This window comes from Stutzerimonas stutzeri (assembly GCF_024448895.1).
Taxonomy (GTDB): domain Bacteria; phylum Pseudomonadota; class Gammaproteobacteria; order Pseudomonadales; family Pseudomonadaceae; genus Stutzerimonas; species Stutzerimonas stutzeri_Q.
This window is the reverse complement of sequence record NZ_JAMOIC010000002.1, coordinates 147,179-171,917: the sequence shown is the minus strand read 5'-3', so window position 1 is coordinate 171,917 and position 24,739 is coordinate 147,179. Positions and strand designations below refer to the sequence as shown.

At 60.4% G+C, this 24,739-nt stretch carries 18 protein-coding genes; 6 read left to right on the top strand and 12 right to left on the bottom strand.

Annotated features, from left to right (window positions below):
- The first annotated feature begins 163 nt into the window (after positions 1 to 163).
- Both aceE and aceF read left to right on the top strand, forming a co-directional pair.
- Entirely contained in the window at positions 164 to 2,809 is a 2,646-nt protein-coding gene (aceE, locus tag NA619_RS03030) for a pyruvate dehydrogenase (acetyl-transferring), homodimeric type (RefSeq protein WP_255959805.1), read from the top strand.
- 27 nt (positions 2,810 to 2,836) lie between these two features.
- Entirely contained in the window at positions 2,837 to 4,831 is a 1,995-nt protein-coding gene (gene aceF, locus NA619_RS03025) for a dihydrolipoyllysine-residue acetyltransferase (protein WP_255959804.1), read from the top strand.
- Positions 4,832 to 4,902: 71 nt separating this feature from the next.
- Here the strand turns inward: aceF and NA619_RS03020 are convergent, their stop codons facing one another.
- Positions 4,903 to 5,430 (bottom strand): hypothetical protein, encoded by a 528-nt coding sequence (locus tag NA619_RS03020; protein WP_255959802.1) that lies wholly within the window; start codon positions 5,428 to 5,430, stop codon positions 4,903 to 4,905.
- A 110-nt stretch (positions 5,431 to 5,540) separates the two neighbouring features.
- Here NA619_RS03020 and NA619_RS03015 point away from each other — a divergent pair, with 110 nt between their 5' ends.
- Entirely contained in the window at positions 5,541 to 8,216 is a 2,676-nt protein-coding gene (locus tag NA619_RS03015) for a bifunctional diguanylate cyclase/phosphodiesterase (protein ID WP_255959800.1), read from the top strand.
- Between the two features lie 100 nt (positions 8,217 to 8,316).
- Positions 8,317 to 8,964: a peptide-methionine (S)-S-oxide reductase MsrA gene (gene msrA, locus NA619_RS03010; protein WP_255959798.1), complete on the top strand. Its 648-nt coding sequence runs from the start codon at positions 8,317 to 8,319 to the stop codon at positions 8,962 to 8,964.
- Positions 8,965 to 9,434: 470 nt separating this feature from the next.
- Here msrA and NA619_RS03005 read toward each other — a convergent pair whose 3' ends face one another.
- The 10 genes from NA619_RS03005 to bioB form a co-directional block, all read right to left on the bottom strand.
- The gene (locus NA619_RS03005; RefSeq protein WP_255959796.1) at positions 9,435 to 11,213 is read right to left on the bottom strand and encodes an acyl-CoA dehydrogenase C-terminal domain-containing protein; all 1,779 of its coding nucleotides are present in this window, start codon (positions 11,211 to 11,213) and stop codon (positions 9,435 to 9,437) included.
- Between the two features lie 222 nt (positions 11,214 to 11,435).
- Positions 11,436 to 13,229, bottom strand: coding sequence for an acyl-CoA dehydrogenase C-terminal domain-containing protein (locus NA619_RS03000; protein WP_255959794.1), 1,794 nt, complete (start codon positions 13,227 to 13,229; stop codon positions 11,436 to 11,438).
- A 104-nt stretch (positions 13,230 to 13,333) separates the two neighbouring features.
- The gene (locus NA619_RS02995; RefSeq protein WP_255959792.1) at positions 13,334 to 14,635 is read right to left on the bottom strand and encodes a GGDEF domain-containing protein; all 1,302 of its coding nucleotides are present in this window, start codon (positions 14,633 to 14,635) and stop codon (positions 13,334 to 13,336) included.
- A 151-nt stretch (positions 14,636 to 14,786) separates the two neighbouring features.
- Positions 14,787 to 16,592, bottom strand: coding sequence for a phenylacyl-CoA dehydrogenase (locus NA619_RS02990; protein WP_255959790.1), 1,806 nt, complete (start codon positions 16,590 to 16,592; stop codon positions 14,787 to 14,789).
- A gap of 240 nt (positions 16,593 to 16,832) precedes the next feature.
- Entirely contained in the window at positions 16,833 to 17,090 is a 258-nt protein-coding gene (locus NA619_RS02985) for a hypothetical protein (protein WP_255959789.1), read from the bottom strand.
- Between the two features lie 110 nt (positions 17,091 to 17,200).
- Positions 17,201 to 17,881: a dethiobiotin synthase gene (bioD, locus tag NA619_RS02980; RefSeq protein ID WP_255959787.1), complete on the bottom strand. Its 681-nt coding sequence runs from the start codon at positions 17,879 to 17,881 to the stop codon at positions 17,201 to 17,203.
- Position 17,882: 1 nt separating this feature from the next.
- Positions 17,883 to 18,695: a malonyl-ACP O-methyltransferase BioC gene (gene bioC / locus NA619_RS02975; protein ID WP_423836795.1), complete on the bottom strand. Its 813-nt coding sequence runs from the start codon at positions 18,693 to 18,695 to the stop codon at positions 17,883 to 17,885.
- A 5-nt stretch (positions 18,696 to 18,700) separates the two neighbouring features.
- Positions 18,701 to 19,432, bottom strand: a complete 732-nt coding sequence (locus NA619_RS02970) for an alpha/beta fold hydrolase (protein ID WP_336605442.1) — start codon at positions 19,430 to 19,432, stop codon at positions 18,701 to 18,703.
- Complete coding sequence (bioF, locus tag NA619_RS02965) at positions 19,416 to 20,597, bottom strand: 8-amino-7-oxononanoate synthase (RefSeq protein WP_255959781.1); 1,182 nt, start codon at positions 20,595 to 20,597, stop codon at positions 19,416 to 19,418. The genes NA619_RS02970 and bioF overlap by 17 nt, the downstream gene beginning before the upstream one ends.
- Positions 20,598 to 20,689: 92 nt before the next feature.
- Positions 20,690 to 21,748, bottom strand: coding sequence for a biotin synthase BioB (gene bioB / locus NA619_RS02960; protein ID WP_255959778.1), 1,059 nt, complete (start codon positions 21,746 to 21,748; stop codon positions 20,690 to 20,692).
- A gap of 92 nt (positions 21,749 to 21,840) precedes the next feature.
- Here bioB and NA619_RS02955 point away from each other — a divergent pair, with 92 nt between their 5' ends.
- Together NA619_RS02955 and NA619_RS02950 are read left to right on the top strand one after the other, a co-directional pair.
- A complete protein-coding gene (locus NA619_RS02955; RefSeq protein ID WP_255959776.1) occupies positions 21,841 to 22,548 on the top strand; it encodes a ComF family protein in 708 nt (235 codons plus the stop codon).
- Positions 22,549 to 22,616: 68 nt separating this feature from the next.
- Complete coding sequence (locus NA619_RS02950; RefSeq protein WP_255959775.1) at positions 22,617 to 23,591, top strand: serine/threonine protein kinase; 975 nt, start codon at positions 22,617 to 22,619, stop codon at positions 23,589 to 23,591.
- Positions 23,592 to 23,883: 292 nt separating this feature from the next.
- Here the strand turns inward: NA619_RS02950 and NA619_RS02945 are convergent, their stop codons facing one another.
- Entirely contained in the window at positions 23,884 to 24,723 is an 840-nt protein-coding gene (locus NA619_RS02945; protein ID WP_255959773.1) for a 23S rRNA (adenine(2030)-N(6))-methyltransferase RlmJ, read from the bottom strand.
- Between the last annotated feature and the right edge of the window lie 16 nt (positions 24,724 to 24,739).

Below are 24,739 nucleotides of genomic sequence, written 5' to 3'. Positions count from 1 at the left end.
GAAAGACAATGGCAGGGGGCTGAAACGACGGTGGTTTTGTAGTAAAACTACAGAGCCCGGCTCTACCCCCGGCAATCATCCAAGAACATAAACGCACCGGCTCACAAAGCCGGCAGCGAAGCAGGCAACCGATTCTGGAAGCCTTTCCGCCCTGGAGCAAGCCATGCAAGATCTCGATCCCGTCGAAACCCAGGAATGGCTGGACGCCCTCGAGTCCGTTCTCGACCGCGAAGGTGAAGACCGCGCCCACTATCTGATGACCCGGATGGGGGAACTGGCCACCCGCAGCGGCACACCGCTGCCCTACGGCATCACCACGCCGTACCGCAACACCATCCCCGTCACCCGTGAAGCCAAAATGCCCGGCGATTTGTTCATGGAGCGCCGTATTCGCTCCCTAGTCCGCTGGAATGCACTGGCGATGGTGATGCGCGCGAACATGAGGGATCCGGATCTGGGTGGACACATCTCCACCTTCGCTTCCAGCGCGACGCTGTATGACATCGGTTTCAACTACTTCTTCCAGGCCCCAACGGAAGAGCACGGCGGCGACCTGATCTACTATCAGGGGCATGCCTCACCCGGCATCTACGCCCGCGCCTTCCTCGAAGGCCGCCTGACCGAAGATCAGATGCTCAACTTCCGCCAGGAAGTGGACGGACAGGGCCTATCGAGCTATCCGCACCCGCACCTGATGCCAGACTTCTGGCAGTTCCCGACCGTTTCCATGGGCCTCGGTCCGATCACCGCGATCTACCAGGCACGCTTCATGAAGTACCTGGAAAACCGCGGCTTCATTCCGAAAGGCAAGCAGCGCGTCTGGTGCTTCATCGGCGATGGCGAGTGCGATGAGCCGGAAACCTTGGGGGCCATCTCCCTGGCCGGCCGGGAAAACCTCGACAACCTGGTGTTCGTGATCAACTGCAATCTGCAGCGCCTGGACGGCCCGGTCCGCGGTAACAGCAAGATCATCCAAGAGCTGGAAGGCGTATTCAAAGGTGCCAACTGGAACGTGAACAAGGTCGTTTGGGGCCGCCTGTGGGACCCACTGTTCGCCGCCGACGAAGACGGTCGCATGCAGCGCCGCATGGACGAGGCTATTGACGGGGAATACCAGAACTACAAAGCCAAAGACGGCGCCTACGTGCGCAAGCACTTCTTTGGTGCCGATCCGGAATTGCTCAAACGCGTCGAGAAGATGTCCGACGAGGAAGTCTGGAAGCTCAACCGCGGCGGCCATGACCCCTACAAGGTCTATGCGGCCTACCACCAGGCCGTCAACCATAAGGGTCAGCCGACGGTCATTCTGGCCAAAACCATCAAGGGCTACGGCACCGGTGCCGGTGAGGCGAAGAACATCGCCCACAACACCAAGAAAGTCGATATCGACAGCCTGAAGATGTTCCGCGATCGCTTCGACATCCCGGTCAACGATTCGCAGCTCGAAGAATTGCCGTTCTACCGCCCGGCCGAAGACAGCGCCGAGATGCGCTACCTACGCAAGTGCCGCGAGAAGCTCGGTGGTTCCCTGCCGCAACGCCGACCGAAGAGCTTCAGCATCCCAACACCGCCGCTAGACACGCTCAAAGCCGTGCTCGACGGTTCCGGCGATCGCGAGATCTCCACCACCATGGCGTTCGGTCGGATCTTGTCGCAGCTGGTGAAGGACAAGGATCTGGGCAAGCGCATCGTGCCGATCCTCGCCGACGAGGCGCGTACGTTCGGCATGGAGGGCATGTTCCGCCAGCTGGGTATTTATTCCCCGGTGGGGCAGCTGTACGAGCCGGTCGACCGTGACCAGGTGATGTACTACCGCGAAGAAAAGGACGGCCAGATCCTGCAGGAAGGCCTCAACGAGGCCGGCGCGTTCTCCTCGTTCATCGCAGCCGGTACTGCCTACAGCAACTACAACCAGCCAATGCTGCCGGTCTACATCTTCTACTCGATGTTCGGCTTCCAGCGCATCGGCGACCTGGCTTGGGCAGCCGGCGATGCACAGACCCGCGGCTTCCTGCTGGGCGGTACCGCCGGACGCACCACGCTGAACGGTGAAGGCCTGCAGCACGAGGACGGGCACAGCCATATCCTCGCCAGCACCATCCCCAACTGCCGAAGCTATGACCCTACCTACGGTTACGAACTGGCAGTGATCATGCATCACGGCATGTACGAGATGATGGAGCAGCAGAAGAGCGTCTACTACTACATCACCGTAATGAACGAAAACTACCAGCAGCCGGCCATGCCGCAGGGCGTCGAAGACGGCATCCTCAAGGGCATGTACTTGCTCGAGGAAGCCAAGGGCGACTTCAAGCACCGTGTGCAGCTCCTGGGTTCGGGCACAATCCTGCGTGAAGTGCGTGCTGCGGTGGACATCCTCGCCAAGATGGGCGTGGGCGCCGACGTATGGAGCGTCACTAGCTTCAATGAGCTACGCCGCGATGGCCTGGCAGTGGATCGCTGGAACCGTCTGCACCCGACCGAAGAGCCGCGCAAGACGTACGTCGAGCAGTGTCTGGAAGGCCGCGAAGGCCCGGTTGTAGCCTCGACCGACTACATGAAGCTGTTCGCCGATCAGATTCGTCAGTGGATCCCATCACGCGAATACCACGTGCTGGGTACCGACGGCTTCGGCCGCAGCGACTCGCGCGCCAAGCTGCGTGACTTCTTTGAAGTCGACCGTCGCTGGGTTGCCGTCGCGGCACTGCAGGCACTCGCCGATCGCGGCGCCATCGAACGCACGGTCGTGGCCAATGCCATCACCGAGTTCGGTATCGACCCCGAGAAGCGCAATCCGCTGGATTGCTGATGCTGCGTGCGCACAGGAGAACCTATTGTGAGTGAAACCATACGCGTACCCGACATCGGCAGCGGTGAGGGTGAAGTAATCGAGTTGTTCGTCAAGGTTGGCGACCGTATCGAAGCCGACCAGAGCATCCTGACGCTCGAATCTGACAAGGCCAGCATGGAAATCCCGGCGCCCAAGGCGGGCGTGGTGAAAGCCCTGAAGGTCAAGCTCGGTGATCGACTGAAAGAAGGCGACGACCTGCTCGAACTGGAAAGCGAAGAACAGGACAGTGAGGCGCCGGCGCAAGCCGCTGCCGAGCCAGCCGGCGCCAGCAGCGGTGGTCCTGCCGATGAAGCTGAAGAGCCGACTCCTCCGGGCGATACAAATCCGTCAGCTTCGGCTGAGGAAGGCGAATCGCAGGAAATCAAGGTTCCGGACATCGGTTCGTCCGGCAAAGCCAGCGTGATCGAAATTTCGGTCAAAGCAGGCGATACCATTGCCGCCGAGCAGGCGTTGATCACCCTGGAATCCGACAAGGCTAGCATGGAGATCCCATCTCCAGCCGCCGGCGTGGTTGAGAGCATCTCCGTCAAAGTCGGCGACGAAGTCGGCACCGGCGATCTGATACTCATCCTCAAAGGCGAGGCAGCAAGCAAGCCGGCGACGGCCAGCAGTGCACCGCAAAGTCAGCCCAAGGAAAAGCTAACCGAGCAGGCGGCTGAAGAGCCCGCAGAATCGGCAGGCGAGTCCGTGGAAGAAGTTCGTATCCCGGATATCGGTTCCAGCGGCAGTGCCAATGTGATCGAAGTGATGATCAGGGCCGGCGACAGCGTCGAGGCGGATCAGTCGCTGATCACGCTGGAATCCGACAAGGCCAGCATGGAAATCCCAGCCCCCAAGGCCGGGGTGGTTGAATCGCTGTCGATCAAGGTTGGCGACGAAGCGAAGACCGGTGACCTGATTCTGACGCTTAAAGTCGCAGGCGCAGCTCCGGCGAAGAAAGCCGAAGCCAAGCCGCAGGAAGCCGCGTCCCAGCAGACCACGGTCGCACCCAACAAGCAGGGCGTACCGGAAGCCCAGGCCTCCGCGACGCCAGCTCCAGCAGTGAGCGGCCCCAGCAAGGCTGGCACCAAGGTGCACGCTGGCCCAGCGGTCCGTATGACGGCACGTGAGTTCGGTGTGGAACTGGCAGACGTCACTGGCACAGGCCCCAAAGGGCGGATCCTCAAGGAGGACGTCCAAGCCTACGTCAAGACCATGATGACCAAGGCCAAGCAGGGCCCAGCCACAGGCGCTTCGGGTGGGTCGGGTATTCCCCCGATCCCCGAGATTGATTTCAGCAAGTTTGGTGAAATCGAAGAAGTGCCAATGACGCGCCTGATGCAGGTCGGCGCAGCCAATCTGCACCGCAGCTGGCTCAACGTGCCACACGTGACTCAGTTCGAATCGTCTGACATCACTGAACTGGAAGCCTTCCGCGTTTCGCAGAAAGCAGTCGCCGAAAAAGCGGGCGTTAAGCTGACGGTACTGCCACTTTTGCTCAAAGCCTGCGCGCATCTGCTCAAAGAGCTGCCTGAGTTCAATGCCTCGCTAGCGCCAAGCGGCAAGGCTGTGATCCGTAAGAAGTACGTTCACATCGGCTTCGCCGTGGATACCCCGGACGGCTTGCTGGTACCGGTGATCAAGAACGTGGATCAGAAGAGCTTGCTGCAATTGGCGGGCGAAGCAGCTGAGCTGGCCGAGAAGGCGCGCACCAAGAAGCTTTCGCCGGATGCCATGCAGGGCGCCTGCTTCACGATCTCGAGCCTCGGCCACATTGGCGGAACCGGCTTTACGCCGATCGTCAATGCGCCGGAGGTGGCGATCCTCGGTGTATCCAAGGCGACCATGCAGCCAGTGTGGGATGGCAAGGCCTTCCAGCCTCGCCTGATGCTGCCGCTTTCGTTGTCCTATGACCACAGGGTCATCAACGGCGCCGCGGCGGCGCGCTTCACCAAGCGCCTGTCCGAGCTTCTGGCAGACATCCGTACCATGCTGCTGTGATCGGATGAACGACAAAAAACCCGCTGTTAGCGGGTTTTTTGTTTACTGCGATATGAACTCACCTGCGACAGTCAGCCCTTTTGCAGGTTGCGAAACAGAAATGACAAGGCCTTGGCTAGCTCTTCGGCTCCCTTGGGATCGCGAAGGATCGTCAACCACGGGTCCCCGCCAGTTGGGCTACCAAACGCACACACCACACCCTGAGGCGGACATTGATATTGAATGAAGGGGTCCAGGCCGAACACCGAGAAGCCGCGGTTGCGAACCGCAAGGTTGCCGGACGCATCGCGGCGCTCTTCACGAATACGCAGCTCCCCGGGCGAGCCGACGCTCAACTGGTATTGCAGGTCTGCCGGATTCGCCTGACCGACTTGATATTCAGCGCGTAGACCATAGGTTTTGAGCAGCGCATTGCTGTGCGTCAGCAGGGCTTTTCGCTCATCCGAAGTTAGATAAAGCGCTTTGAGCTCACCCAGATATCGGGCCGATTCATCAGAACCCAAGGCGTTCGACTCAGCGGCTTTCAGCTGCCCGCTGGCGATCAGGAAAACCGAGATCAACAGTAACTTTGATAGCCGACTTGTCAGTCCCTGCTGCATGATGCACCCTTGCGATAATTAATATTATTTAGCCATCGCTGCGCCCTAAAAAGCGTCTAAGCTGCGGCTAACGAAGCGACTCCCGCAGCATACTGGAAGCAAACCGCTCGATGAAAATACATACCGATGCCGCCAGCCGTTTGGCGACCGAGGTTGTGACGCAGTTGCCAGTGCCTTCGAGGCTGGGCATGCTGCGCTTCGAGCGTTTGAACGAGTCCAGCTGGGCACTGCTATTCCTTGATCCAGCCTGCGAGCGACATCTGGGTCTGCCCGCTCAGGACCTATGCTCGCTGATCGACTCACCGTACGCCAGCCTCATGGAGCCCCAGGTCCGACTTCGACTCCATGACGTCGTACAGGCCCAGCTGTCGAGCCAGGGCCATTACTCCATCCGTTACTGCCTCCACACCGCAAACGGTCCTAGAGACGTGCTGGAAACCGGCGAAGTCTGCCAGCAGTATGGCCGAGAATTGGTTCGGGGCTACCTGATCGTCGAACCGCATGCCGCTGGGGACTCACCCGCGCTGGAATCGCAGAACGCAAAGCTCCGCTCTTCGCTTGAGTTCTACCAGCACGCTCAGGACGATCACCTTGAGCATCTCATTCGCTCACGGGCCCAGCAGAGCCTGATCGTGCGTCTGGCAAGGCATCGCTATAGCGCGGTTGATCCGCAGCTCGAAGCCGCTCAATTGATCACCCAGGCGGCCAGCGAAGCCTATGGGATCGCACGGGCGTCCATCTGGCACGTGAACGGTGATCAACTCGAACCCATCGCCGCTTACCGACGCGACAAAGGAAGCATGGAGTATCCACAGTCGCTCGATCTGTCCGAGTGTCCCCGGTATGTGGAAGCCCTGCACAGCGGCCGGGTCATCGATGTCACCAACGTCATCGAAGACGTCAGAACTCAGGAGCTGCTCGGCAATTATTTCAAACCTCGCGGTATTACCTCGATCCTGGACGCATCCATCCGTATCGGTGGCGAGTTGATCGGCGTGCTCTGCCTGGAGCACTCCGGGTGCAGTCGGACCTGGCATACCGACGAGGCAGCGTTCGCGGGCGAACTGGCCGATCAGTACGCACAGGTGCTAGCCAATCAGCAGCGCCTCAGCGCCACCCACACACTGCACCTTTTCCAGCGCGCGGTGGAACAGAGCGCCAGCGCGTTCATCCTGGTCGACCGGGAAGGCATCGTCGAATATGTGAACCCCAGCTTCACCTCCATCACCCAGTTTTCAGCCGACGAAGTCCGTGGTCGACGCCTGGCTGACCTGACCGCTCTGGAAAATCTCAGCGAACTGCTGTTCGACACCTCTTCAACATTGACCAAAAGCAACAGCTGGCAAGGGGAGTTCCGCAGTCGACGCAAGAATCTCGAACCGTACTGGGGGCAACTGTCCATTTCCAAAGTGTTCGGCGAGCAAGGCGAACTCACGCATTACATCGGCATTTACGAAGACATCACACAGAGCAAAGTGGCGCAGCAGCATATCGAGCGCCTGGCCTACACCGACAACCTGACCAGCCTCGGCAACCGTCCGTTCTTCATTCGCAGCATCGAAGAGCGCTTCGCTACCACCAAAGAGCCAAAGGTGTGTCTGTTGCTGGTGGACATCGACAACTTCAAGCGCATCAATGACAGCCTTGGCCACCAGACCGGCGACAAGCTGTTGACCAGTCTCGCCCGCCGGCTTCGCAACAGCCTGAGCCGCGACAGTGTGCTGGCACGCTTTGCAAGCAACGAGTTCGCTCTGCTGCTCGACGACATGGATCTTGAAGAGGGCCAACATCTTGCGCATCAAGTGCTGCGCATACTGGACAAGCCACTGTTCGTGGACAAACAGCTGATCAGCGTCAGTGCCTCGCTGGGGCTTGCCTGTTCGCCAGTGCATGGCACCGACCCTGAAACGCTGATGAAGCATGCCGGTCAAGCGCTACACAAGGCCAAGGCCAACGGCAAGAATCAGGTTCAGGTCTTTACCGAAGCCTTGCACGCCGAGGCGAATTACAAGCTCTTCGTAGAGAACAATTTGCGTCGAGCGTTGGTGCAGAACGAGCTGGAGGTCTTTTATCAGCCCAAACTCTGTCTGCGCAGCGGCCGCCTGCAGGGCCTCGAAGCGCTCCTGCGATGGAATCACCCGGAAAAAGGCATGATCCGACCGGACCAATTCATCGGTGTCGCCGAGGAAACCGGGCTGATTATCCCAATCGGCAAGTGGGTCGCGCGTGAAGCGTGCCGGATGGGCATACAGCTCGCAGCGCTGGGCAACGGCTCGCCGCAGATAGCGATAAACCTTTCGCCGAAGCAATTCTCAGATCCGGATCTGGTGGGCTCGATTGCCGCGATTCTGGCCGAGGAGCGCTTCCCCGCGGCCTGCCTGGAACTGGAGCTGACCGAAAGCCTGCTCCTCGAAGCGACTGAAGATACACGCCAGCAGCTGATCGGATTGAAGGCGCTGGGCGTCACCCTGGCGATGGACGACTTCGGCACCGGTTACTCGTCGCTGAGCTACCTGAAGAAATTTCCCATCGATGTCATCAAGATCGATCGAAGCTTCATCAAGGACATTCCGGACAATCAGGACGATATCGAGATCACTTCGGCCGTGATCGCAATGGCCAGGAATCTCAACCTCAAGGTGGTGGCCGAGGGAATCGAAACCGTCGAGCAGCTGGCCTTTCTTCGTCATCAGCGCTGCGACATCGGGCAGGGCTATCTCTTCGACAAGCCCATCCCCGGCAGCCAGCTCATCAGCTCTCTCAGCCGCTACCCCAACTGGCTCTGACCTTTCGTCCGCGTCACGAGCGGGCGCAGCGCATTGGTTTTGTCAGCTTGGTAGCCTAGGCTACGCCTAGGCAATTCGATCTCCAGGCTTGAGGACCACCATGACTCTGCGCTCCCAAATTCTCGTTCACAAACAGGCCATACCGGATGCAGGGCAAGCCCTGCCAGGACGCGCCACGGCAGTGCCGGTGCCTGCAGCCCACTTCGTCAACCAGAACCCGCTCCAGCCGCCCTTCCCGGCGAATCTGCAACAGGCCGTATTTGCCATGGGCTGTTTCTGGGGAGCTGAGCGGCGCTTCTGGGAGCAGCCAGGCGTCTGGACCACCGCGGTGATCTACGCGGGGGGCCACACACCCAACCCGACCTACGAAGAGGTTTGCTCTGGTTTGACCGGGCACACTGAAGCAGTGCTCGTAGTGTTCGATCCGCAGGTGATTTCCTACGACGAGCTGCTGAAGCTGTTCTGGGAAGCACACAACCCAACTCAGGGCATGCGCCAGGGCAACGATATCGGCACTCAGTACCGTTCCGCGATCTATTGCTTCGATGCCGCTCAGCTGGAAGCTGCCCGCGCCAGCGAATCGCGCTTTCAGGCGGAGCTGGAGAAGCATGGTCTGGGTGAGATCACCACGGAAATCAGCGCTGCCCCTGCGTTTTATTACGCCGAGACTTACCATCAGCAGTATCTGGCCAAGAATCCAGGCGGTTACTGCGGCCTTGGCGGCACTGGGGTCTGCATGCCGGCTTGATAAGCGAGATTAAGCGCAGGGATTAGCCGTGACCCTGCGTGTATTTGCCTGAGTTCGGCAATCTTGCATCTGGCGGACTGGATCTAGCCCAGCTTCGGGAATAGCGATATGGCTCTGCGGCTTGATCGGCAGGGGCCATAAAAAGAAAACCCCGCCGAAGCGGGGCCTTTGCAGACTGAATCCTGACATCCGTGACTTACGCCATCCTGGCGTCGTTCCGCTACGCATCCATGTTTTTTGAGCGCTTCCCTACGCGGCGTCCACGGTGCAAAAGACTACCGTGCAGTCCGATGGACCTGTAGTAGCAATCTGCACCACGCTTTGTAAGTGAATGCTTACAAAGCACCCTTCCTTGAGCGCTTTATGTAAGCGATAACTTACAAATGATGCAGATCTAGGACTTAAGTAGTGGCGCTTTGTTCCGCAAGGTGGCGAATTAATTTCAATGTGCCGCTACAGCTTAATTCCGGTTAGAACTGCGCAGCGTCCAGCAGATAGAGTGAATCGCTGCCGGCACGTACTGAGGCACTCAACGAATGAATGCGGGGTAGGAGACGCGCAAAGTAGAAGCGCGCTGTGCCCAGCTTGCTGGCATAGAAGTCATCCTGGCCTTCCTTACCCATCGCTGCTCCGGCCATTCGCGCCCACATGTAGGCGTAAGCGGTGTAGCCGAACGCATGCAGATACTCCACAGAAGCAGCGCCGATTTCATTGGGGTTGTTCTTAGCTGCATCAAGAACGAAAGCCGTGAGTTCATCGAGCGTTTTGAGCGCCGCTTTCAGAGGTGTGACGAATTCGCCCAGTTCCGCGCCGGCAGCTGTGCAATAGCTACGGATCTCGTCGGCAAAAGCGTTATAGAGTTCGCCGCCGCTGCCAACGACCTTGCGCCCGAGCAGGTCCAGCGCCTGGATGCCGTTGGTGCCTTCGTAAATCTGAGTGATACGGCAATCACGAACAAGCTGCTCCTGACCCCATTCACGGATGAAGCCGTGGCCACCGAAGATCTGCTGGCCATGGATGGTGGTTTCCAGCCCCATGTCGGTGAGGAATGCCTTGGCCACAGGGGTCAGCAAAGCCACTTGCGCTTCGGCACGCTGACGGGCTTCGGCATCATCGCTGAACTTGGCGATGTCCAGCTGCAACGCAACGTAGCTGGAGAAGGCCCGTCCGCCCTCGTTCAGGGCTTTCATGGTCAGCAGCATCCGACGCACGTCCGGATGCACAATGATGGGATCCGCGGCTTTATCCTGCGATACCGGCCCGGTCGGTGCGCGACTCTGTGTGCGCTCGCGGGCGTAGTCGATGGCGCTCTGGTATGAGCGCTCTCCGGTGGAAAGCCCTTGAATGCCTACACCCAGACGCTCGTAGTTCATCATCGTGAACATCGCCGCCAAGCCCTTGTTCGGCTCGCCGACCATCCAGCCCGTCGCGCCATCGAAGTTCATGACGCATGTAGCAGAGGCCTGAATGCCCATCTTGTGCTCGATGGACCCACAGCTCAGGCTATTGCGCTCACCCAGACTGCCGTTGTCGTCGACCATTACCTTTGGCACGAGAAACAGCGAGATGCCCCGAGAACCCGCCGGGGCATCTGGCAGCTTGGCGAGTACGAGGTGAATGATGTTCTCGGTGAGATCGTGCTCACCACCGGTGATGAAAATCTTGGTGCCGCTGACCCTGTAGGAGCCGTCCGCCTGCGGCTCGGCCTTGGTGCGGATGATGCCCAGATCCGTCCCGGCATGAGGCTCGGTCAGGCACATCGAGCCGGACCAGACACCCGCGTACATGTTCGGCAGGTACTTCTGCTTTAACTCTTCGCTGGCGTGGGCATAGATCGACAGGCAAGCGCCGGATGTCAGCATCGGGTACAACCCGAATGCGAGGCTGGCGGAATTCATCATTTCTTCGACCTGAGCCGAGATAGCCTTCGGCATGCCCATGCCGCCATAGGCGGGATCGCCGCCCACGCCTACCCAGCCGCCTTCGGCGTACAGGCGATAGGCTTGCGGGTAGCCCGCCGGAGTCGAGACCACGCCATCTTTCCAGTGGCAACCTTCCTCGTCACCGCTGCGATTGAGCGGCGCGATTGTATTGGCTGTGATCTTGCCGGCCTCCTCCAGGATCGCTTCAGCGGTTTCTGCGTCCACGACCTCAGCCAGCGCTGGCAGCGTCTGCCAGAGCTTCGGGGCATCGAAGACTTCATTCAGGACAAAACGCATATCGCGCAGCGGTGCTTTGTAGTCAGCCATGGAATAGACCTCGCAGAAAACATGTCACCCGGCCGATTGGCCGCAGCAGTTTCGCGAGTCTAACTGAAGACTAATCAGCGCCCGAAGCGTCCTGAAATGACTGATCGGTTCTCATATCTACCGCCAGGTCGATTTCATCCGCCGTCCCGACGCCCTGCCCCATGCTAGCTTTAAGCGAAACAAAAAAGCCCGCACTTGGCGGGCTCGATCCATGCGGCTGCGTCAGAAGGCAAACTCATCCGCTGCCAGTTTCATCAGGCTTGAACTGCCCGCTTCGATCGCTGCTTTGTGCGCAGCGGTGCGAGGCAACAGGCGGGTGAAATAGAACTCGGCAGTGGTCAGCTTGGACCGGTAGAAGGCAGTGTCGTTATCAGCGGCATCCAGCCTGGTTTGGGCGACAACGGCCATGCGCAGCCAGAAGTAACCCAGGATCAGGTAGCCGCAGTACATCAGATAATCCACCGACGCTGCGCCTACTTCGTCCGGGTTCTTCATCGCCGCCATACCGATTCGTTGGGTGATTTCGCCAAGATCGCGATTGAGACCCGCCAGTTGCGCAACATACGGCTGCAGCTGCGGATGCTGCCCATGGGCTTCGCAGAGTTTGTGTACCTGTTTGGTGAAACCCAGCATCAGCTTACCCTGACTGCCGAGCACCTTTCGGCCAAGCAGATCCAGCGCCTGGATGCCGTTCGTGCCCTCGTAGATCGGGGCGATACGACAATCGCGAACCAGCTGCTCCATGCCCCACTCGCGGATATAGCCGTGACCACCGAATACCTGCATCCCGAGGTTTGTTACCTCCAGACCTGAATCGGTCATGAACGCCTTACAGATGGGTGTGAGAAAAGCGAGCAGGTCTTCAGCCTCCTTGCGTTTGGACGCGTCCGGGCTATGGATCTGATCGATCAGCTGCGCGGTGAAATAAGCCAGGGCGCGATTGCCTTCATTGAAGGCCTTCATGGTCAGTAGCATGCGCCGTACATCCGGGTGGACGATGATCGGGTCCGCCGGCTTGTCCGGAAATTTCGCCCCTGTGAGCGCACGCATCTGCAGGCGTTCATTGGCGTACTGGATGGCGCCCTGAAAGCTCGCCTCGCCACTGCACAGCCCCTGCATTCCAGTACCCAGCCGGGCGTGGTTCATCATGGTGAACATGCAGTTCAGGCCCTTGTTCGGCTCGCCAATGAGGAACCCGGTGGCGCCGTCGAAGTTGATCACGCAGGTCGCCGAGGCCTTGATGCCCATCTTGTGCTCAATGGAACCGCAGACAACCCCGTTGCGCGCGCCCGCTTCGCCCGAGGCATCAGGAAGGAACTTCGGCACAATGAACAATGAGATGCCTTTGGTTCCAGCCGGCGCATCGGGGAGCTTGGCCAGCACCAGATGCACGATATTCTCGCTCAGGTCGTGCTCGCCGGCCGAAATGAAAATCTTGGTGCCACTGATGGCGTAACTGCCATCGGCCTGCGGGACTGCACGCGTCTTGATGATGCCCAGGTCCGTGCCGCAGTGGGACTCGGTCAGGCACATGGTGCCGGTCCAGCGCCCTTCGGTCATCCGGGTCAGGTACGCCTGCTTCTGCTGATCGGTTCCGTGGGCGCCGATCGCAGCCATGGCGCCGTGGGTCAGCCCGGGATACATCCCGAAAGACGTATTGGCCGAGCCGATCATTTCACCAATGACCAGACCAAGCGAATGCGGCAGGCCCTGTCCACCATATTCAGGGTCCGATGCAAGGCCCATCCAGCCGCCCTCTGCATACTGGGCAAAGGCTTGCTTGAAGCCCTTCGGCGTAGTTACCACGCTATTGTCGAAGTGGCACCCTTCCTCATCGCCGCTACGGTTGAGGGGCGCAAGGACCTGCTCGCAGAACTTGGCACCTTCCTCGAGGATCGCATTGACCATATCCGGCGTCGCATCGCTCGCGCCGTTGGCGGCATAGCTGCCATGAAAGTCGAACACTTCATCAATGAGGAAGCGCATATCACGTAAGGGGGCCTTGTAAGCGGGCATTTTCGTTCTCCAGAACAGAACCGGCATCGTTATCCCGGCACGCTACTGGCAGATCTACCTGACCAACAATCACATTGCGCACGATGAATGCGTTGCCATAACCGTTAAGCGTCCGAGGCGGAACCCTTCGCCGTCCGCACCGCACCGCGACGGTTGTCACCGTGGGAACGGACGCAGTTACGGCCGGCAGCTTTGGCGCTGTAGAGCGCCCGATCGGCCAGCTTGATGACCTCTTCTGGCGCGCGCTGATTCATAAGCCGCTCCGCCACGCCGATGCTGATGGTCACCGAGACGGCCGTCGACGCACTGGCTCCACGGCGCTGTCGGCCCCGCTCCGCATCCTTAGGTCGATTGGGTTTGTCACGCAGCTGCAAAGGATATTCCTCGACCGACAGTCGCACGGCTTCAAGATGAGGCAGGCAGTGTTCCAGGTCCCGCCCCGGGAATACCAACGCGAACTCCTCTCCTCCATAACGGTAGGCACGTCCTCCGCCGCCGATTTTACGTAGCCTGCTCGCGACCAGCCGCAACACCTCGTCACCGACATCATGGCCATGGGTGTCGTTGAATGCCTTGAAGCGATCCACGTCCGCCATGGCGATCACGTACTGTCGTCCCAGACGTTGCAGTTTTTCATTCAACGCACGCCGGCCGGGCAGTCCGGTCAGCTCGTCACGGAACGCCATCTGATACGCCTCCTGCGCAACCGACACCACCAGCGCCAGCATCATCAAACTGCTCAGGACGTTGAGCGCGCCATGTCGAATGAACACTTGCGGCAGCATCAGGAGCAGGCCCAGCAGCACGATCAGCTGAGCGGCATGCACCGGTCGCGGTCGCCGCAGGTATTGCACCAGAAGACCCAGTATTGCCAAGACAAAGAGCGGATAGGCCAGCTGGATCAACTGCAGCCAGCCCGCCTGCAGCGACGGCCAGCGAATCTCGGTCAACCATGCGAGCAGGGTGTCGGGGAAGCGCCGAGCTAGGGCAAATGCCGACACCGACACGGCAAAGAGCACGGCCAGACGCGCCAGCCCATCCTGTAACAAATGGGCTCGCTCATGCCACAGCCCATACAGACCGTAGAGCGCCGGAAGCAGCAGAGAGCACAGGTGGAACGTAAGCGCAGCCTCCGGCAGGGGTTTGCCGGTGATCCGGAAGTGATCGACCTGAGTATCGAGCAGAAAATAGACCAGATAGATGACTGCCAGCAGGCAGGTTTCGCGAACCCGCGCGTAGGCGATGCAGAAGGCTCCGCCGAGCAACAGTAGAACGGTCGGCAACACATTGAACAGCGAGGTGAAGAACTCGTTCAGGCTTGGCTGCCGCGCAGCCACCAGCCCGCCCGCCAGAAGACCGAGTGGCGCATAGAAGTGACTGACGCGTGCGGGGCTCAGGCGAGGCACGACGGCTCCGGTGACGGCCGTGGAAGAGCCGGCATTCTGCCTGCACTTGATGACGCATTCACCCGCCGGTTTGAAAACATGGTCGGCGAAAGAAAATCGTAGGCAAAAAAAAACCGCTGCCGAAGCAGCGGTTTCATCGTGACGACTGGCCTTAGTAGGCCAGCTCGAAATGAGCCTCGTCCATGTCCATCAGGTTGTCAGCACCCGATAGCATGGCTTCGACGTGAGTACGCGTACGCGGCAGGATGCGCTGGAAGTAGAAGCGCGCGGTCTGCACCTTGGCGGTGTAGAAGCCGTCTGCGTCTTCACCGGCAGCGATCTTCTCCGACGCCAGACGCGCCATGTCGGCCCAGAAATAGGCCAGGCAGGCGTAGCCGCAATACATCAGGTAGTCGACCGAAGCGGCACCGACTTCTTCGCGGTTCTTCATGGCGGCCATACCGACCTTCATGGTCAGATCGCCCCACTCCTTGTTCAGCTTGGTCAGCGGCTCGACGAACTGCTTGACCGGCTCATTGCCTTCGTTGGCCTGGCAGAACTTGTGCACGACCTTGGTGAAGCCCTTAAGCGCTTCGCCCTGGGTCATCAGCACCTTTCGGCCCAGCAGGTCCAGCGCCTGAATACCGGTGGTGCCCTCGTACAGCATCGAGATGCGGCTGTCGCGCACGTTCTGCTCCATGCCCCACTCGGCGATGAAGCCGTGGCCGCCATAGATCTGCACGCCGTGGTTGGCCGCTTCGAAGCCGACTTCGGTCATGAACGCCTTGGCGATTGGAGTCAGGAACGCGAGCATCGCATCGGCGGCTTTGCGCTCGGCTTCATCCTTGCTGCGCTGGACGATATCGACCTGCTTGGCAGCGAAGTACATCATCGCCCGGTTGCCTTCGGCAAAGGCCTTCATGGTCAACAGCATACGGCGCACGTCCGGATGCACGATGATCGGATCAGCAGCCTTTTCGGGCGCCTTCGGGCCGGTCAGCGAACGCATTTGCAGGCGCTCACGCGCATACTTGATGCCACCCTGGAAGCCGATTTCGGCGTGTGCCAGGCCTTGCAGAGCTGTACCCAGGCGCGCCGTGTTCATGAAGGTGAACATGCAGTTCAGGCCCTTGTTCGGCGGGCCGATCAGGAAGCCCGTGGCGCCGTCGAAGTTCATGACGCAGGTTGCGTTGCCGTGGATGCCCATCTTGTGTTCCAGCGAGCCACAGGAAACGCCGTTACGCTCGCCAACACCACCTTCGGCGTTCGGCAGGAACTTGGGCACGATGAACAGGGAGATACCCTTGGTGCCAGCGGGCGCATCGGGCAGACGGGCCAATACGATATGGACGATGTTGTCGGCCATGTCGTGCTCGCCAGCGGAGATGAAGATCTTGGTGCCGGAGACTTTGTAGCTGCCGTCCGCCTGAGGCTCGGCCTTGGTACGCAGCATGCCAAGATCAGTACCGCAATGTGGTTCGGTCAGGCACATGGTGCCAGTCCACTCACCAGAGACCAGCTTGGTCAGGTAGGCCTGCTGCTGCTCTGGCGTACCGTGCTCGTGCAGCGTATTCATCGCACCATGGGACAGGCCGGGATACATGCCCCAGGACCAGTTGGCTTCGCCGATCATTTCGCTGATGGCCAGACCGAGCGACTCAGGCAGACCCTGACCGCCGTGCTCGACGTCGTGAGCCAGGCTCGGCCAGCCGCCTTCGACGAACTGCTTGTAGGCCTCCTTGAAGCCGGCAGGCGTCTTCACGCCGCTTTCGCTCCAGGTACAACCTTCAATGTCACCCACACGATTGAGGGGGGCGATCACCTGCTCACAAAATTTGGCGCCTTCATCGAGAATGGCGTTGACCATGTCCGGGGTGGCGTCTTCACAACCCGGAAGGCTCTGGTAATGCGCTTCGTAGCCGAGCAATTCGTCACGTACAAAGCGGATATCGCGCAAGGGGGCCTTGTAGTCAGGCATAGCGTAAACCTCAGCGGTGGTTTCTTGATTCAGCTGGCCGGCAGAGCAGCCACGCTTGATTTGGAATGGACCATCCGGCACTGCCCCGGCAGGTCAAACAGGCGTTTGAAACATACGTTTAGGCCTGAGTGATGTCAAGCAGCGACCCGCACGCCATTCGTCGGCGCAGATGAGTAGGGAGATAGGTTCAGAGGCCACAGGCGGGCCGTGCTGCTGGCCAGAGCGGCCAGCAGTAGGTAATCAGGCTTTGGTGTTAACCAGCGTGCCGAGCACTTCATCTGCGGTCTGAAGCACGCGCGCGCCGGCCTTGGCTTGATGCTCGCCGACTTTCATCTCAATCAGCTGTTCGGTCAGCTCGACCGAGTCATTCAAGGTCTGGGATGTATCGGCCATCGGCAGCGTCCGGCCCGCGATTGCTGCGCCAGCCTGTTCAACTCGCTGCTGCCCAGCCTGATAAGCTCCAAGCCCAGCGGTTAAAAGACTACTGTTTATTTGCATGAGGATCTCCAAAGCAGCAGGTTGCCATCATTGAAACAGGGCCGGACGCTTGACGCCAGTTACATGTCGCTATAACTGCAGATGTTTTATTACCTGAGTTGTACGGACGATCAAAGGAGCTGAGACAGCTCAAGATGGCGAGCCACCTCTGCGGGAGAAGGTGATCTCAGATGCGGCACGCGGCCCAGGCAGGGCGCAGAAATGCGTCCGGCGAGCGTTGCAAGGTTTTCCTCCAGCCGTGACATCGTGGGATCAACGATATTGGCGACCCAGCCGGCCAGCCTCAGCCCGTCACGCTCGATCGCTTCGGCACTGAGTAGCGCGTGATTGATGCAGCCGAGGCGCACACCTACGACCAGAATTACCGGCAGACCCAGTTGGACGGCCAGATCAGACAGCGTCTCTTGACCGGCCAACGGCACGCGCCAGCCGCCTGCGCCTTCAACCAATGAGACCTGCGCCTGCAGGGCCAAAATTCGCCGGACCGGCTCTGCCAGCGCAGCAACACTCAACTCTACCCCCGCCTCGCGTGCAGCAAGATGCGGCGCTATGGCGGGTTCGAAAGCCAGCGGATTGACCTGTTCATAGCGCAGCGGCAACGTGCATTCAGCTAGCAACGCCAGTGCATCGCCATTGCGCAACCCAGCGGCGGTCATTTCGCAGCCGGACGCCACGGGTTTGGAAGCGGCCGTGGTGAGACCCGACATTCGTGCGGCATGCAGCAGCCCGGCAGCGATGGTAGTTTTCCCGACCTCGGTATCTGTGCCGGTGACGAAAAAAGCTGCGGACATCTCAACGATCCTTGTGCAATACGCCGAAGACAACCTGATAGGTTGCCGGCAGCCCGAGCGGCGTGCGGAATTGTTCGTAGGCCTGGATCAATGCACGAATGCGCGCGCGCCCGGTAAGCCCACCCGGGCGACCGGGATTCAGGTTGTGCGCGCCGAGCGCCTTGAGCTCATAGGTCAACTGGCGAAGCTCCGCAAAGTGAAGCACTTGAGGCTGTACATCCAGACAACCGAGCCGGAATCCGCTGGCTGTGCACAGCTGCCGGTAACGCTCGACGGAGCGAAAACGATTCACATGCGAATGTCCATCGACGGCCTGCCAGCTGTCGCGCAGCTCGTGCAGGGTACCGCTGCACAAGCTGGTGAAAGCGAGGACACCGCCGGGGCGCAATACTCGGTGGGCCTCGCTCAGAACTGCTCTGAAATCCTCGCACCATTGCAGCGCCAGGCTGGAGAAGATCAGATCGACCGATCCGGCATGCAGCGGCAGGCATTCCGCGTCGCCGGCCACGAATGCGCTGGCGCCGCCTTGGGGGCGTGCATGCTGCAGCATGCCTTCGGCGATATCCATCGCCAGGCCTTCGGCAGAATCAAAACGGTTGGCCAGGATGCGCGAGAAATAGCCGGTACCGCAGCCCAGATCAAGCCAGCGCTCAGGCTCTAAGTCCATGGGCAAGCGATCCGCGAGAGCAGTGCCGACGGCACGCTGCAGTTCGGCGACTGCGTCATAGCTCGCGGCCGCCCGTGAAAACGAGGCAGCGACCTGACGTTTGTCAGGCAGCCCGGCTTCGTGATCCGGCGCGCGCACCGCAAGCATTTCGCTCATGCAGCAGGCCCCTTCATGAACGCAACCATGGCTCCTGCCACATCATCGGCTCGCTCCAGAGGCAAGGCGTGGCTGGCACCCAGCATCAGCTCAGTAACGACGCCGGGCATCCAGCGCTGTAAAGCACCGCATGCCGACGCTGGCACCAGCGAATCATTACCTGCAAAAAGGTGCAGCTGCGGTCCGAAATATCCGTGCAGCGCACCGCGACCATCCAACTCAGCCAGCAACTGCAAACCGGCGTCCAGAACCGGAGCCGGCAGGTCCGACTGGCTGACTTCCAGCTGCCTCGCCAGGGTTCGTGGATCGTAACCGCCACGGCTGCACAGCGAACGAAAGCGCTTGAGCGTTTCCTCCGAATCGAGCCGGAACGCCTCATGGAAGGAATCGAAAATATCCGACGCCATCGCCTCGGGCCACTGCGGACGAGCACGGAAACAGGGGTTGCTGGCAATTGTCATCAAGCCACGGCAGCTGTCGAGTCTGCGCGCCGCCAGCTGAGCGGCAAGCATGCCGCCCAACGACCAGCCCGCGAGCCAGCTGTCGCGCGGCAAACGCTGGTCCAGTTCGTCGAGCCACGCATCTGCCCTTTCAAGTTCGGGCAGCGGCTCGATCACTACATCAATATCCGGCGCCAACTCGGTCAGCGCCTCGCACAACGGCTGCAACGCCGCCAGGCCAAACGCCCATCCGGGCAGTAATATCAGCTGATCACGCATCCGATTCAGGCTCCTCGGCCATTCGATTCCAGCATTCGGCCAGGATATCCAGCAGACGTTCCACCTGGGCTTCGCTATGCGACGCGCTGAAGGTCACCCGAAGTCGCGCGCTGCCGGCCGGCACGGTTGGAGGGCGAATGGCGCCAACCAGAACCCCTCGCTCGCGTAGCGCCGCGGAGAGCTTCAGGGCGCGCTGGCTGCTTCCAACCAGAATCGGCTGGATCGGTGTAGGGCTGTCCATCAGCGTCAGGCCGATTTCGGCGGCGCCTTGCCGGAACCGCGCGATCAGCCGGTCGAGGTGCTCACGTCGCCAAGCCTCGCTACGCAGGATCTCCAGGCTTTTCAGTGTCGCGCAGGCGACTGCCGGTGGCTGGCTGGTGGTGTAGATGTATGGGCGGGCGAACTGGATCAACGTTTCGATCAGTTCCTCGCTGCCAGCAACAAAAGCACCAGCCGTGCCGAAGGCCTTGCCCAACGTGCCGACCAACACCTGCACGTCATCGATACCCAGACCGAAATGCTCGACGATGCCGCCGCCGGTTTTGCCCAACGGGCCGAAGCCATGGGCGTCGTCAACCATTACCCAGGCGTTTGCGGCTTTCGCAGTGGCGCAGAGCGCTGGCAGGTTGGCGAGATCACCGTCCATGCTGAACACGCCATCAGTGACGACCAGGGTATTACCAGTCGACTTTTCCAACCGCTTGGCGAGGCTTTGCGGATCGTTGTGCAGATAACGGGAGAAGCGCGCGCCGCTGAGCAGGCCGGCGTCGAGCAGCGAGGCGTGATTGATGCGGTCTTCCAATACCGTATCGCCCTGCCCCACCAGCGCAGTGACGGCCGCCAGATTCGCCATATAGCCGGTGGAGAACAGCAACGCCCGCGGCCTCCCCGTGAAATCGGCCAGGGCTTCTTCAAGCAGATGATGTGGGGTGCTGTGCCCCATCACCAGATGCGAGGCCCCGCCGCCCACGCCCCAGCGTTCGGCACCCTGCTGCATCGCGCGAATCACGTCAGGATGGCTGGCCAGCCCCAGATAATCATTCGAGCAGAACGCTAGAAGCAATTCGCCGTCGACCGTCACCTCGGGCTGCTGCGGAGTTTCCAGCAGTGGGCGCTGACGGTAGAGGTGCGCTGCACGGCGCTCGGCGAGACGGAGTTGCAAATCGAAAGGCAACAGGTTTGCTCCTGGCGGCGAGCAGCAAGCGGCGCGTAGGGGCGATTTATTCGCCCGCAGGGATCAACGGGCGAATAAATTCGCCCAACAAATCAAGCCGATGCGGCGTTGTAGAACAGCTTCGAATCGCGCTGCTCGACCAGCGCCTGCTCGATGGCGGCCTGGTGCACTTCGTCATCGTGCTCTTCGCGCGCTTCTGGCTGAATGCCTAGACGCTTGAACAGCAGCATGTCCTTGTCGGCCTCCGGGTTGCCGGTGGTCAGCAACTTCTCGCCGTAGAAGATCGAGTTGGCGCCGGCCAGGAAGGCCAGGGCCTGCATCTGCTCGTTCATCTGCTCGCGCCCGGCTGACAGCCGCACATGGGATTTCGGCATCATGATCCGCGCGACGGCAAGCATGCGGATGAAGTCGAACGGATCGACATCCTGTTCGTCAGCCAAGGGTGTGCCCTTGACCTTGACCAGCATGTTGATGGGCACCGACTCCGGGTGCTCGGGCAGGTTGGCCAACTGGATCAAGAGGCCCGCGCGATCGTTCAGCGACTCACCCATTCCGAGGATGCCGCCGGAACAGATCTTCATCCCCGACTCGCGCACGTAGCTCAGCGTCTCCAGACGGTCGGCGTAGGTACGAGTCGTGATGATCTTGCCGTAGAACTCCGGCGAGGTGTCGAGATTGTGGTTGTAGTAATCGAGGCCTGCAGCCGCCAGCGCCTGGGTCTGCTCCTGATCGAGCTTGCCGAGGGTCATGCACGTTTCCAGGCCCAGCGCTTTCACACCTTCGACCATTTTCAGCACGTAAGGCATGTCCTTGGCAGAGGGATGCTTCCAGGCCGCGCCCATGCAGAAACGCGTCGAGCCGATAGCCTTGGCTTCAGCCGCCGCCTCAAGCACCTTTTGCACCTCCATCAGCTTCTCTTTGTCGAGACCGGTGTTGTAGTGGCCGGATTGCGGGCAGTACTTGCAGTCTTCCGGGCATGCGCCCGTCTTGATCGAAAGCAGCGTGGAGACCTGAACGCGATTGGCATCGAAGTGCTGGCGGTGCACGCCCTGCGCCTGGAAAATCAGGTCGTTGAAGGGTTGCTCGAAGAGCGCCTTGACCTCGGCGAGGCTCCAGTCGTGGCGGGTAACGGAAGCGGCAGTGGCGCTCATGGGCATTCCTTGTATTAATAGCGGCTCGGCGGCCTGGCACGGATGCGAAATGGTTAGCCAAGGCCGAGGCGCTGTCAACCAGGAAAGGAATCATGGCTTACAACTGGTTAAATATTGAACACCACTGCGCGCTTTGTGATGAGCGTTGCGAGGCAGGTCAGGCCATCTGCGGGGCCTGCGAAGCGGATCTTCCCTGGCTGCAGGAGCGATGCACCGTGTGCGCACTGCCGCTGCCAGCGTCTGGCCTTATCTGCGGCGAATGCCTCAGGCGCCCGCCGAGTTTCGATCATGTGGCCGTACCCTGGCGCTTCGCCTTTCCGGTGGACAGCCTGATCAACCGCTTCAAACACCAATCACGCTGGCCGCTTGGCAGGCTGCTGGCCGAGCAACTGGCGCGACACCTGCACCATGAATTCGACGAAGGCCTGCCGCGCCCCGAGATGCTCCTGCCCGTGCCGCTGGCCCGTAAGCGCTTGCGGCAGCGGGGTTTCAATCAGGCGCAGATGCTTGCCGATTGGCTGAGCCCGGCACTGGATATTCCAGTCGATACGAAGCTGCTGCAGCGCGTGCAGGATACGCAGTCGCAGCAGCAACTGGATGCGGCAGGCCGGCGGCGCAATTTGCGTCAGGCGTTCGCGCTGAACGCTGCAGATCAGCTAAGCGGTCGACATGTCGCGATCATCGACGACGTGCTCACTACGGGCGCGACCGCCGAGGCACTAGCCCGTTTGCTGAAGCGAGCCGGCGCCGCTCGGGTCGATGTGTATTGCCTGGCGCGGACACCCAAGCCGGGCGAGTAGCCGGCAATTGCGCGGTTGTGTAAACACACCAGTGCAATACACTGGGCCGCCCGTCCACGGAGCCGACCATGAGCCACCCCTTCGACACACTCACGCCTGATCTTGTGCTCGATGCGGTGGAAAGTGCCGGTTTTATCAGTGATGCGCGCGTGCTGGCGCTGAACAGCTACGAAAACCGTGTGTATCAGGTCGGCATCGAAGACGAGACGCCGATCGTGGCGAAGTTTTATCGCCCCGGTCGCTGGACCAACGAAGCGATTCTCGAGGAGCATCAGTTCTCCAAGGAATTGGCTGATCGTGAGATTCCGGTGGTGGCGCCCTTCGAGCGCGACGGCCGGACACTTTTCGAACATGGCGGTTTTCGCTTCGCGCTCTTTCCACGGCGTGGCGGCCGCGCACCGGAACCAGGCAACCTCGACCAGCTCTACCGGCTCGGCCAACTGCTTGGGCGCATGCACGCCGTCAGCGCCAGCCGCCCCTTCGAGCACCGCGAGACCCTTAACGCTCAGCACTTCGGGCACGAATCGCTGGCCACCTTGCTGGAAGGCAACTTCGTTCCGAAAAGCCTGCTACCGGCTTATGAATCCGTGGCGCGCGACCTGCTCAAACGTGTCGACGATGTCTTTGCCCGCACCGAGTTTCAGCCAATCCGGCTGCATGGCGACTGCCATCCCGGCAATATCCTCGCCCGAGACGATGCCTTTCACTTGGTCGACCTGGATGACTGCCGAATGGGGCCATCCGTGCAGGACATCTGGATGATGCTAGCCGGCGAACGCCACGAGCGGCTCGGGCAGCTCTCCGAACTGGTGGATGGCTATAACGAATTCCATGATTTCGCACCGCGCGAACTCCCGCTGATCGAAGCCCTGCGCGCCCTGCGGCTGATGCATTACAGCGCATGGCTGGCTCGCCGCTGGGACGACCCGGCATTTCCCATGAGCTTTCCCTGGTTTGGTAGCGAACGTTACTGGGGTGATCAGGTGTTAATACTTCGCGAGCAGATGTCGGCGTTGCAGGAAGAGCCGTTGAAGCTTTTCTAGTCGGTGCATCTGGCGGGTTCAACCTGCCTACGTATGTGCACGATCAGACGCTGATGGCTTGAGCTTGAGATGCCCATCAGGGTTGTGTAGGGCGGCTCATGGGTATCGCTTCGCTCAACGCCATCCTACGGCTCGTGCGTAGGGTGGATGTCGCCTCATGCCTCCACCGAGGCCAGGCGGTACGGTGGAGTGTTCGTAGGATGGGTTGAGCCTGCGATACCCATCGGAATGATGCGAGAGAACAGATCAGCTTCGCTCGACGCCATCTTAGGGGCGCCGTGTTGGGTGATCGCTATTTTTCCTCGATCAACCAGTCCAGTCGCCAGTCGCCTTTGCTTTGGCCTAGCAGCGTGGCCAGCCAGGGGAGCAGCTCCCGCAATTCTTCTTCCAGTCCCCACGGCGGATTGCTGATGGCAAGTCCGGAGCCGTTGAGCCGCAGCGCATCGTCTGTCGGATGGACCAGCAACTCGGCACGCAACAGTTTTGGCGCACCGCTACGTGACAGGTCCTGGTAGAAGCGCTTGAGCTGACGCTCGTCCTTGATCGGGTACCAGATCACGCCAATGGTCTGGCGCATCCGCCCCAGCGCCTCGGTCAGCGCTTGCACGCAGCGGCTCAACTCATCGGCCTTTTCGAAAGGCGGATCTACCAGCAACACCACACGCTTTTCGGCTGTCGGCATCAATGCACGCGGCACGTGCCAACCTTCACCCAGGTGTACCGCGACGCGGTGATCGCCGGCCATGTTGTCTTTCAGCAGGCGGCCGTCTACAGGGTGTTTTTCATTGAGCTGCAGGCGATCCTGCGGGCGCGTCAGCTGGCGCGCCAGCTCTGGAGAACCGGGGTAATAACGCAGCGCACCGTCAGGATTGAGCGAGCGGATCACTTCCAAATAATTCTCGGCCATTGCCGGGACGTCGTCGGCCTGCCACAGGCGCGCAATGCCTTGCAGCCATTCGCCGGTCCGGCTGGCCTGGTCGCCAGCGAGATCATAGAGACCGACGCCGGCATGGCTATCCAGATAGGCGAACGGGGCTTCCTTGCGCGCCAGCATGACGAACAGCCGGGACAATACGAGGTGTTTGAAGACGTCGGCGTGATTGCCGGCATGGAAAGCGTGGCGGTAGTTCATCTGGCACTCCTGAAGT

Bases quoted from the DNA above. Each gene is read 5' to 3' on its own strand.
- aceE (WP_255959805.1), top strand. From the start codon at position 164: ATGCAAGATCTCGATCCCGTCGAAACCCAGGAATGGCTGGACGCCCTC.
- NA619_RS03020 (WP_255959802.1), bottom strand. From the start codon at position 5,430: ATGCAGCAGGGACTGACAAGTCGGCTATCAAAGTTACTGTTGATCTCG.
- NA619_RS03015 (WP_255959800.1), top strand. From the start codon at position 5,541: ATGAAAATACATACCGATGCCGCCAGCCGTTTGGCGACCGAGGTTGTG.
- msrA (WP_255959798.1), top strand. From the start codon at position 8,317: ATGACTCTGCGCTCCCAAATTCTCGTTCACAAACAGGCCATACCGGAT.
- NA619_RS03005 (WP_255959796.1), bottom strand. From the start codon at position 11,213: ATGGCTGACTACAAAGCACCGCTGCGCGATATGCGTTTTGTCCTGAAT.
- NA619_RS03000 (WP_255959794.1), bottom strand. From the start codon at position 13,229: ATGCCCGCTTACAAGGCCCCCTTACGTGATATGCGCTTCCTCATTGAT.
- NA619_RS02990 (WP_255959790.1), bottom strand. From the start codon at position 16,592: ATGCCTGACTACAAGGCCCCCTTGCGCGATATCCGCTTTGTACGTGAC.
- NA619_RS02985 (WP_255959789.1), bottom strand. From the start codon at position 17,090: ATGCAAATAAACAGTAGTCTTTTAACCGCTGGGCTTGGAGCTTATCAG.
- bioD (WP_255959787.1), bottom strand. From the start codon at position 17,881: ATGTCCGCAGCTTTTTTCGTCACCGGCACAGATACCGAGGTCGGGAAA.
- bioC (WP_423836795.1), bottom strand. From the start codon at position 18,695: ATGCTTGCGGTGCGCGCGCCGGATCACGAAGCCGGGCTGCCTGACAAA.
- bioB (WP_255959778.1), bottom strand. From the start codon at position 21,748: ATGAGCGCCACTGCCGCTTCCGTTACCCGCCACGACTGGAGCCTCGCC.
- NA619_RS02955 (WP_255959776.1), top strand. From the start codon at position 21,841: ATGGCTTACAACTGGTTAAATATTGAACACCACTGCGCGCTTTGTGAT.
- NA619_RS02950 (WP_255959775.1), top strand. From the start codon at position 22,617: ATGAGCCACCCCTTCGACACACTCACGCCTGATCTTGTGCTCGATGCG.
- NA619_RS02945 (WP_255959773.1), bottom strand. From the start codon at position 24,723: ATGAACTACCGCCACGCTTTCCATGCCGGCAATCACGCCGACGTCTTC.